Annotated in this window: 4 protein-coding genes; all 4 read right to left on the bottom strand. The window is 62.4% G+C overall.

The window, feature by feature from the left end; all coding sequences use genetic code 11:
• A partial coding sequence (locus K8W16_RS11725; RefSeq protein ID WP_304124065.1) for a CheR family methyltransferase occupies positions 1-2,456 on the bottom strand: 2,456 nt, incomplete at its 3' end.
• Positions 2,453-6,649 carry an EAL domain-containing protein gene (locus K8W16_RS11730; protein ID WP_304124067.1) on the bottom strand — a complete coding sequence of 1,399 codons (4,197 nt, stop codon included), beginning with the start codon at positions 6,647-6,649 and terminating at the stop codon, positions 2,453-2,455. The genes K8W16_RS11725 and K8W16_RS11730, both read right to left, overlap by 4 nt.
• A gap of 465 nt (positions 6,650-7,114) precedes the next feature.
• On the bottom strand, positions 7,115-7,801 hold the full coding sequence (locus tag K8W16_RS11735; RefSeq protein WP_304124069.1) for a hypothetical protein: 687 nt from the start codon (positions 7,799-7,801) through the stop codon (positions 7,115-7,117).
• Position 7,802: 1 nt separating this feature from the next.
• Complete coding sequence (locus tag K8W16_RS11740) at positions 7,803-8,282, bottom strand: hypothetical protein (protein WP_304124070.1); 480 nt, start codon at positions 8,280-8,282, stop codon at positions 7,803-7,805.
• Positions 8,283-9,282 lie beyond the last annotated feature (1,000 nt).

Below are 9,282 nucleotides of genomic sequence, written 5' to 3' on the forward strand. Positions count from 1 at the left end.
TTCTCGGTGGTACGGTAGGGGGCGATGCGCATGGTATAGAAGCGGCCGTTCATGCCCACGACTTCCCTGTCGATGGGGGCGAGGGTTTTCAGGACGTTCTGGGCGTCCTTGACGATATCCTCATCGGGGAAACTGTGGGCGAAGATCTGGATGGGGCGGCCCACGTCCTGGGATTCGAGCTGGAACTCGCGGCCTATGTATTCGGTGAACTTACGGATATTGAGCCGGCTGTCCACGAAGAGGATACCGATCATGGTGGAAGAAAGGAAGTTGGAAAGGTCGTTGGTCATGGTGGTGAGCTCGTCGAGTTTCTGCTGGAACTCGGAGTTCACGGTATAGAGCTCCTCATTGACGGACTGGAGTTCTTCGTTGGAGCTTTGCAGTTCCTCGTTGGCGGTGAGCAGCTCCTCGTTGGCGGCCTGGAGTTCCTCGTTGACGGGTTCCAGTTCGCCTATGGTGGCGCGCAGGTCGTTCTGGGAGACCTGGAGTTCGTGCTCCAGGTCGGTGATGCGCTGGGCGGCGGTGATGTTGATATCGTACTTCTCCACGATACCTTCCAGGGGCAGGGCCTTGTGCTCCACGAAGAGTATGGCCAGAAGCCCGGTATTGCCCTTGGAGGAATCGAACACGGGCTGCACGGAGAGGTCGATGACGCGGTTGCCCGAAGGGGTATCCACGGAGATGCCGGTATAAGTCACGGCGCACTGTTCCACGCGGCAGCGGTTGATTGCCGTGGAGGAGACGAGGTTGATATCCTTGTTGACCAGGGTGAAGAAGTTGAAGGTGGCCTTGCCCGGGGCTATGTTCAGGTAATCGGCATAGGCGCCGAAGAAGTGTATGACGTTGTTCTGGTCGTCGAGCACCACGGATGCGGGGAGGAACTTTTCCAGGAAACGGGTATAGACGCTTTCCAGGGCGAGGGTATTTTCCTCACGGTGGGCGAGGCCCGTAGCACTCGGCATGGAGGTTTGTATTTTGGGGATGTTGAAGGCCGGGGGCATGAGGTCGTCCATCTTCACGTCGCTTCTGTGCACATAGATTTTTTCCGCGATGGAGAGGGGCGTGAAAACCTTGCTGTATTCGCTCGCGGTCTCGCTTTTGCCGAGGAAGAGGTAGCCGCCGTTCTTCAGGGCGGAATGGAAAATGGCGAAAAGGCCCTTCTGCAGCACGGGCTGGAAGTAGATGAGCACGTTGCGGCAGCAGATGAGGGCAAGCTTGCCGAAGGGCGGGTCGGAAAGCATGTTGTGCGGGGCAAAGATGATCATTTTTCTGATCTCCTTGCACACCTGGTACCGGTCGTTGCGCTTGATGAAGAACTTGGCGAGGCGCTCGGCGGAGACGTCGTCCGCAATGCTTTCCGGGAACACGCCCCTGCCGGCCTGCTCTATGGCCTTGGCGTCCACGTCGGTGGCGAATATCTTGATATCGCGGCGGAGATTCTTTTCCTCCAGAACCTCATGGAAGAGTATAGCCAGGGAATAGGCCTCCTCGCCGGTGGAGCAGCCCGCGCTCCACACGCGGATGGGCTCGCTCTCGTCGCTCTGCTCCACAATGTGGGATACGGCCGTGCGCTTGAGCTTTTCAAAGAACTCGGCGTCGCGGAAGAACTTGGTCACGCCTATGAGGATATCCTTGACAAGAAGGCCGGTTTCCTCCCTGTTCTCCTCCAGGAGGCGGGCGAAACTCGACGGCGTGGGGCAGTGCGTGACGACCATGCGCCGCTCGATGCGCCGGAGCACGGTATTGCGCTTGTAGTGGGTGAAGTCGATGCCGCTGGCCTTCTTGAGTATCATATAAATATGGGCGAGGGTGTCTTCATCGGAAAAGAAGGGCACCTCGTCCGAGGTATCCACCATGGCGGGATAGTGGGAAAAATTGAGCAGTTCCTCGGCGATTTCCTGGGGCGGAAGGATGAAGTCCGCAAGGCCGGTGTTTATGGCGCTTCTGGGCATGCCGTCGAACTTCGCGCTTGCCGGTTCCTGCACGAGCACAAGGCCGCCGTGTTCCTTGACGGCCTTGATGCCGCTTGTGCCGTCCGAGCCGGTGCCGGAAAAGATGACGGCCACGGAAAGTTCCCTTTTCTCTTCAGCAAGGGAGGAGAGGAAGATATCAATGGGGTGGTTTATGGCCCCGTGCATATAGTCGGTGAGCACAAGGCGGCCGTCTCTGATAGTCATATTCTTCTTGGGCGGGATGAGGTACACGGTATCCGGTTCCACGGCCATGTCGTTTTCCGCCTGGAGTACCATCATGCTTGTGTATTTGCCGAGTATCTCGGCCATGAGGCTCTTGTAGTCCGGCGAAAGGTGCTGAATGACGATGAAAACCAGCCCGCTGTTGCCGGGCATGCAGGCAAAGAACTGCTGAAGCGCTTCCAGCCCCCCGGCGGACGCGCCCATGCCCACGATGAGGGGCGGCAAAGACGGCTGTTCCGGCGTGTTGTTTCCCTTTGTCATGAAAGGCATCCTTCCTGCCCTGCGTCCCTGCGCGGCAGAGCTGTTTCATTTTTCGTCCCCACGGAGGGATCCCCATGCCGCTCCGCCCCGCTCTCCCCGCTCAGGAAATTCTGCTCGAATTCCCCGGCGGGCAGGGGCCTTGCGTAATAAAAGCCCTGGGCGTAGAGGCAGCCTTCGTCGAGCAGCGCGTCGGCCTGCGCCTTCATCTCCACGCCCTCGGCCACACAGGTCATATTCCTGCCGGAGCAGAGGCGCAGGATATCCCCCACCAGCGCACGGCCCGTACTGTTGCCCACAATGTCGCGGATGAGGCTGCGGTCGAGCTTGACGGTATCGAAGTTCACGTTGGTGAACAGGGAAAGGTTGGAATAGCGGCAGCCGAAATCATCGAGCCCGAAGCGCAGCCCGAAGGGCCGGAAAGACCCCATGATGCGCTTGAGGGAACCTGTTTCCACATCCAGGGCGGCTTCGGAGACCTCTATCTCCACAAGCTCTGGGGGCAGGGAGGGATAGCGGCTCAGAATGGCCAGCACCGAGCCCGGCGAGGAGGGGCTGAAGAGCGTGTAGCGTGAAAAATTGACGGACACGGGCAAGAGCCTGAGCCCCTTTCGGCGCCAATTCTCCATGGCCGCAAGCGTCTGGTTGAGCACATAAAGATCCAGCTCGCGGATGGATCCGGATTTTTCCATATTCTCCATGAAGCGCGAAGGCGGAATGACGAGTCCCGCGCCGTCGAGCCCGCGCACCAGGGCTTCCGCGCCCACGGTCCCGCCGGTTCTCATGTCCACCTTGGGCTGGAAGAACACGGTGAACTTCTCCAGATCCCCCGTACCCGCCATGCCCGGGCCGCGCCTGCCGAGGGAGGGAAGCGCCGCCCCCCCTGCGGAGGCCTCAAGCCGGCCGCAGAGCATGATGGTGCGGGCCTCCTTGACCAGCTTTTCCCCGGCGAAGAGCCCTTCGGCCCAGGTGTAGCCGAAGCGCAGCTGCCGGGGATAGCGGCGCTGAAGCATGGACTGCGCCCGGAGCACGCGGGCAAGGAAGACGTCCTGCGTCGTGTCGGGGCAGAGGGCCACGAATTCATCGCTCCGCGTGCGGAAAAGCAGGGAGCGGCCGAACACGGCGCCCAGGGTCTCGGCGATGTTGAGCAGCATGCGCGCGCTCTGCCCCGCGCCGGAATTCCCGGCCGTGGCGGAAGGCGCAGATATGTCCAGGGTGAGGGCCCCCATGGAGCTGTAGCTGTCGGAGGTGAGCATGTAGGCCCTGTCCATGTAGGCGCGCAGGTTCTGAAGCCCGGTCAGGGAATCCTGCATGGCCGCCCCTCGGCCTCCTGCCTGGCAGAAACGCCGCTGCGTGCCTGTGATGGAGGGCAGAAGCACGGGGATGAGCGCGTCCTCCCGGCGGTAGAGGCGCGGATTCTCCATGCAGAGCAGCCCCTCCGGCCCGCAGTTTTCCGCCGCAAGGGGGAATACCGCAAAGCTCCAGGGCCGCATGTCTTCCCGCACGGTTCCTTCCAGCCCGCGGTTGATGAAAAAGGGGGTGTTCTCCTTCAGGCTGCGCCTGAGCAGAGGGAGCCTGTCCAGCGGCATGCCCGAAATATGTTTGCCGAGGCTGTACACCCCCTCGGCCGTCCACTCCTGAATGACGTTCACGGCGCGGCCCTCATCCACCTGGGAAAGAAGGTACACCCTGTCGGCCTGATAGTGCTCGCCGATGCGGCGGAGCGCCCCGGCCATGGCCGCTTCCGGCGAATCCCCGGCAAGAAGCGCGGCAAGGCAGGCCAGGGCCACGTCCTTTTCCCCGGAGGAAAGCTCCTCTCCGGGAATGGATGCCGGAACCACTTCCGGGGCATCTTCCCCGAAAGGCATGACGGCCGCGGAACGGGGAAGCGGCACATAGCCCTTCTGCCTTTTCCGGCGTCTGCCCTGCACGGCGGCGGAAGGCGTGTTGACGAAAACCACGGCGTCGCTCGGCGCATCCGGCCAGGAGGCGCAGACCTTCTCCGCCTCGGCAAGCACCGCGTCATACTTCGCGCTGCAAGTCTCCACACAGGCCACGGCCGCCACAAAGCGCAGGGGGAAGGAAAAACCGCTGTCGGCCAGGGCCTGACGCACAAAGGCAAAGGCGTCGTCCACCCTCTGCCTCACGGCCGAACAGGAGGCGGCGTCGGGGCGGAACACGGTAAAGGAGTCTTCCCCCCACTCGCCGACGACGCAGTCGGAACCGAGCAGAAGGGCAAAGGCCATGGACACGAAATCGCGCCTGCACTGAAGGGCTTTTGCGTCGACCTCCCGGCCGGCAAGGCCCACCATGCGCACCAGGGAAAGGGAATGAAGGGAGGAGGTGCTGCCGCGCATGACGGATTCGGCAATCTTGCGCGCCGTTTTCCTGCCGTACATGCCTGCGGCGGGCAGGTAGCGCACCTCCTCGCCCACGGCGTCTTCCCGGGCGTGGCGCAGCTGGGTGTTCTGAAGAAAGACGGAGGCCTGCACATGGCCCGACTGCGGATTGCGGGAAAGGTAGGCGGTGTAGGAAATCCAGCGTATGATGCCGCCCCTGTCCACGCGGCGGTACTCGCGCACCACCCAGCTCCTGCCGCGGGCAAAGCTTTCCAGAAGCGCGGTGCGGCTGAAGCAGCCTTCGAAATCGCCCCGCTCCTCGCGGAAGAAGAGGCGCTTTTTTTCCCGGCTGAGCAGGGCCTCGCAGCTCGTATCCCTGAGCTGCTCGGAAATGAGCGAGCCTTCCACCCAGAAAGTGTCCACACGGTCGTCGGAAAGGTCGAGGCGTATGTAGGCGAAAAGATTGGGGCGCAGGGCCTCCCACAGCCTGTCGGAACCGGAAAGCATGCCGTGCAGAGGCCTTGCCAGGCCCACCACCTTGAGGGGCCTTCTGTCGTCGTCGGGAACCATGGCGTAGGAGAGCGAATACCAGCCGTAGCTTCGGCTCATCTTGTGGCGCATGATGAAGGCGCCGCCGCCCGCATGGCTTCCGCTCAGTATCTCCCCGGCAAAGGCGCGGAAACGCACGGCGGAATCGGGATGCACCCAGCCGCGCTCGATGAGCGATTCCGGAAAATCCCCCAGGCACACGGAGGTGGAGCGCAGATGCCTTTTCACGTTGAAAAGCCGGAAGGTGCGGCTCACAATGTCCACCTCCCACAGCAGGCTTCCGCCCTGATCGAGCAGAAGCTTGAGGCGCTCCCTGTCCTCGAGAAGCCTGTCGTCGCGCTTGCGCACGGCGGAAATATCGGTGGTGAAAACCAGCATCACGGGCAGGCCCGAACCTGAGAGGGTATGGCGCACGGCCCGGGAGCAGCACCAGCGCCACTGACCTTCCCTGACGGAAAAGCGGTGCTCGTATTCCACGATGCAGCCTGCGGCCGCTCCTTCCCTGAGCAGCCTTTCATATTCGGCCATGTCGTCGGGGTGCAGGGAGCCGAAGGCGGAAAGCCCGCAGGGCAGGGAAAGGGCCTTCTCGTCCACGCCCATCATACGGCAGAGAGCGGGGCTTGCGTAGATGACGCTTGCCGTGTCCCCCAGCTCAATGAGGGCCACGCCCTCCTCCATGTGCTTCAGGATCGCGTCGAACTGCACGGGAACCTGAATACCCGCGCCCTCGGGCCTCCTGAGCGCCGCTTCCGGGCCGAGCCCCACATGGAAGCGGTTCCTCCCCCCGGCCTTGGCCTCGTAGAGGGCGGCGTCGGCCCGGGCATAGAGGCTTTCAAAATCGGGTACGGCGCCGGAGGCAATGTACACGCCCACGCTCGCCGTGACGTGTATCACCGGGCTCACGCCTATGGAGAACTGCAAAGCCTCGCACACGGCCCGCGCCTTGGCCCGCGCCGCCTCTTCGGAAAACTCCCCGGAAAGCAGGGCAAAGAACTCGTCCCCGCCGAGACGGCCCACAATGTCCGTGGCGCGGAAACATCCGGAAAGGGCCCGCGCCGCAAGGCGTATGACGTGATCCCCGGCCTGATGGCCCAGCGTGTCGTTGACCTGCTTGAAATTGTCGAGGTCGATCATGAACAGGGCGCAGGAATCCCCGGGCTGCATGTGCTTCAGATACTGCTCAATGTAGGAGGTGGCGGTTTCCCTGTTGAGCAGGCCGGAGAGCACGTCGCGCGAGGCGCGTTCGGCAAGGATTTTCAATTCGCGCCAATAGCGGATATCGGAAATATGAAGCCCGTTGCTGTTCATGTCGGCCGCCGACTGGAAAACTGAGGTTCACTCCCGGGTTCCGCCCCGAGCCGGGCAACCGGAAAGCAAAAGGCACGGAAGGCCCAACATGCCGCAGAAGGCACGCAAACGCCCCGCACGCCGCCGCGGGCGGGAAAAAACAGGGGCCGCGCCGCGCACCCTTTTTTTAACATGTACAGTGTTGCATGATGCTGTCAAGGACGGAACGCGCGGAAGAACAGGAAAAAACCGGCCCGGAACACTCCGGCCCGCGGGAAAGGCAATCCCCTCTCCTCGGAAAAAAAAGCGGCCGCAGGAGGAAAAGCCTTGCCGCCCCGCCCTTCCCGAAACAGGGACGCGCCTTTCCGCCCCGCAGAAAAAGACCGCAGGATGCGGGCGGGAAATACGACGCCCGGCACGGCGCCGGGGAACGCAATACCGGGGCACGGCGCCGGGGCCTTCCCGGCACAGAAAAAGCGCCGCGGGCTAGAAGGCCGTCAGGGCGTAGAGGAGCAGATCCATGATGGAAGTATAGCGGGTGAAGCCCTCGGGGATACGGAACATGGCCGCGGAAGACTGCTCCGCCGCAATGTTCATGAGCCACGCGCTCGCGGCGTGGGTGGCGCGCGTCTCCAGCGAAGAGGCGTGCATGGGGAAAGGCGCGAAAGCCTCGTTTTCCCACACCTCCAGGGTGAAGCGGTTCACGCTGCCCATAAAGCCCGCCTCAAACACCACCCGGCTCTTCTGCACGGGGTAGCCCTGCCAGTTGTCCTTGCCGAGCGGCGTGTATTCCTTTTCCTGAAGGCTGATCATGCCCATGCTCTGGGGCATCACGGCCGCAGCCGCACTCTGCACAAGGTGCCGCCAGTTGCGCGCATCCCCGGTAACGGGTATCTCCACATAGGCCTTCAGGCGGAAGGAAAGCACCCGCAGCATGTGCTCCTGCGTGTCTACCATGAGGGCAAAGGAACCCGCCTGGCCGAGATCAATGTCCATGCGCGCAAAAGACCCGGACGACATGGCCGTGCCGCAGTGCCGTACCGCCTTCCCCTCCTGCCGGTATTCAATGTCGGCCCGGAAATCCGCATACGCCGCCGCCTGCGCCTCCGCACAGAACATCATCAGCCCCACAAGAAACAATACCGCACGCGCGGCCCGCTGAAACACGCTCATCTCACTCTCCGGGTACGGCCACAGACAACGCGCCGGAAACGCCGTCCATAAACACCGTCTGCATGGGACTCGCCACTTCGGGCAGCCCCGCATACACGTTGCGGCCGATGATACGCCAACGGTATATCTCCCCCTTGAACGCGGGCCGGTATACAAAACTGAACGATGAACCGTCCTCACTCTCCCAGGCATCCCGCGAGTCCACCCGATACTGATCCTGCGCCAGAAAAGGACAACCCTCACAAAGCTCGCCGTCTACTGCCTGCATCTCCAGAACCATGTACTCCATGTTCTGCGACGCCCCCGTCACCGTGCCCTGAAACGTGATGCTCCCGTCCGCCGCAGCCTCAGCCCGCAATGCCCCAAACGCAAACTCGTCCACCGAATAGTCGGGTATCGGCGCTCCCTTGCGGCCGCATCCGCCAAACAACACAAAAACACAAAACGAAAAGGCCAGAAAAACAACAAGTCTTCTCTTCATCCACTATCCCTTCTGCGTTGACCGGACTCCACGTCACACCGTGTACCCTACAACCGCCTTTTCGGCTACCCCGCCCCTTCTGTCAAGCCCACTCCCCCAAAACCGCAAAGGCAAAAAAGGCAGGAAAGGCAGGAAAGGCAGGAAAGGCAGCCGGGGCGCTGCCCCGGGCCCCGCCGGGGGGAATGATTCCCCCCGAACCCCCTCATTTGGCAAACTCGCGCGCGGATTGTGCGCAAAAGCAGTGCCTTGACTCGCTTCCGGTATCCTCCTTTCCGTGCAAAAGGCGCGGCAGGGCCGACCCCCGTGCCGCCGGGCAGGCTCGCCTTGCCGTGTTGCGGCTGCCTCAGTCAGTGTGAGCGTGCACTTCGTGCCCGCTCACGCAGGCCGACTGTTTTCCGGCCGTTGCCGGAAAACAGTGACAAAGGAAGGGATTGCAAGAAAAGAGAGGGCGTCCGGCGTGAATATCAACGGCTCTGCCCGGGGCACACGGTAGCGGTTACGCTTGCCGCCACCGGCCCGGAGCGTTGAGAAAGGGTAATCCTCCGCCGAGAAAAGCGGCGTTGAGAAAGAGCCCGGCAACGCTCCCTTATTTTTTCCTCCTTCCCTTATCACCGTTGACGGACGAAGCCCGGGAAGAAGTCGCGACCGGCGGCGGAACATTCCCCCGCATCCTGCCCTCCCCTCTTCTGCAACAACGGCGCGGCGCAATCCTCCACCCAAAAAAATCCTGCAATCCCTTCCTTTATCACCGTTGACGGGCGAAGCCCGACAACGGTCGGCCACGGCAGGTGGGCGCGGCAGCGCACACCTGCACTGACGAGGGGCAGGCTGTGACGGGGGGCGAGCCTTCCGGCCGGGGCTACGGGAGGAACCGGCCCGAGCCCTGCCGCGACCTCCGCCTGCAAGAAGGATTCCGCAACGGAAGCGAGTTGAAGGAGAACTTTTTGCGCACACCCCGTGCGTGAGCTTGCCCGATGAGGGGGTTCGGGGGGAATCATTC

Origin of the sequence: Mailhella massiliensis (assembly GCF_020741395.1) — a bacterium.
In the GTDB taxonomy this organism is placed as follows: Bacteria; Desulfobacterota; Desulfovibrionia; order Desulfovibrionales; family Desulfovibrionaceae; genus Mailhella; species Mailhella massiliensis_A.

What these genes read in the sequence shown, in the direction of transcription:
- K8W16_RS11730 (WP_304124067.1), bottom strand. Translation starts at nt 6,649, where the DNA reads ATGAACAGCAACGGGCTTCATATTTCCGATATCCGCTATTGGCGCGAA.
- K8W16_RS11735 (WP_304124069.1), bottom strand. Translation starts at nt 7,801, where the DNA reads ATGAGCGTGTTTCAGCGGGCCGCGCGTGCGGTATTGTTTCTTGTGGGG.
- K8W16_RS11740 (WP_304124070.1), bottom strand. Translation starts at nt 8,282, where the DNA reads ATGAAGAGAAGACTTGTTGTTTTTCTGGCCTTTTCGTTTTGTGTTTTT.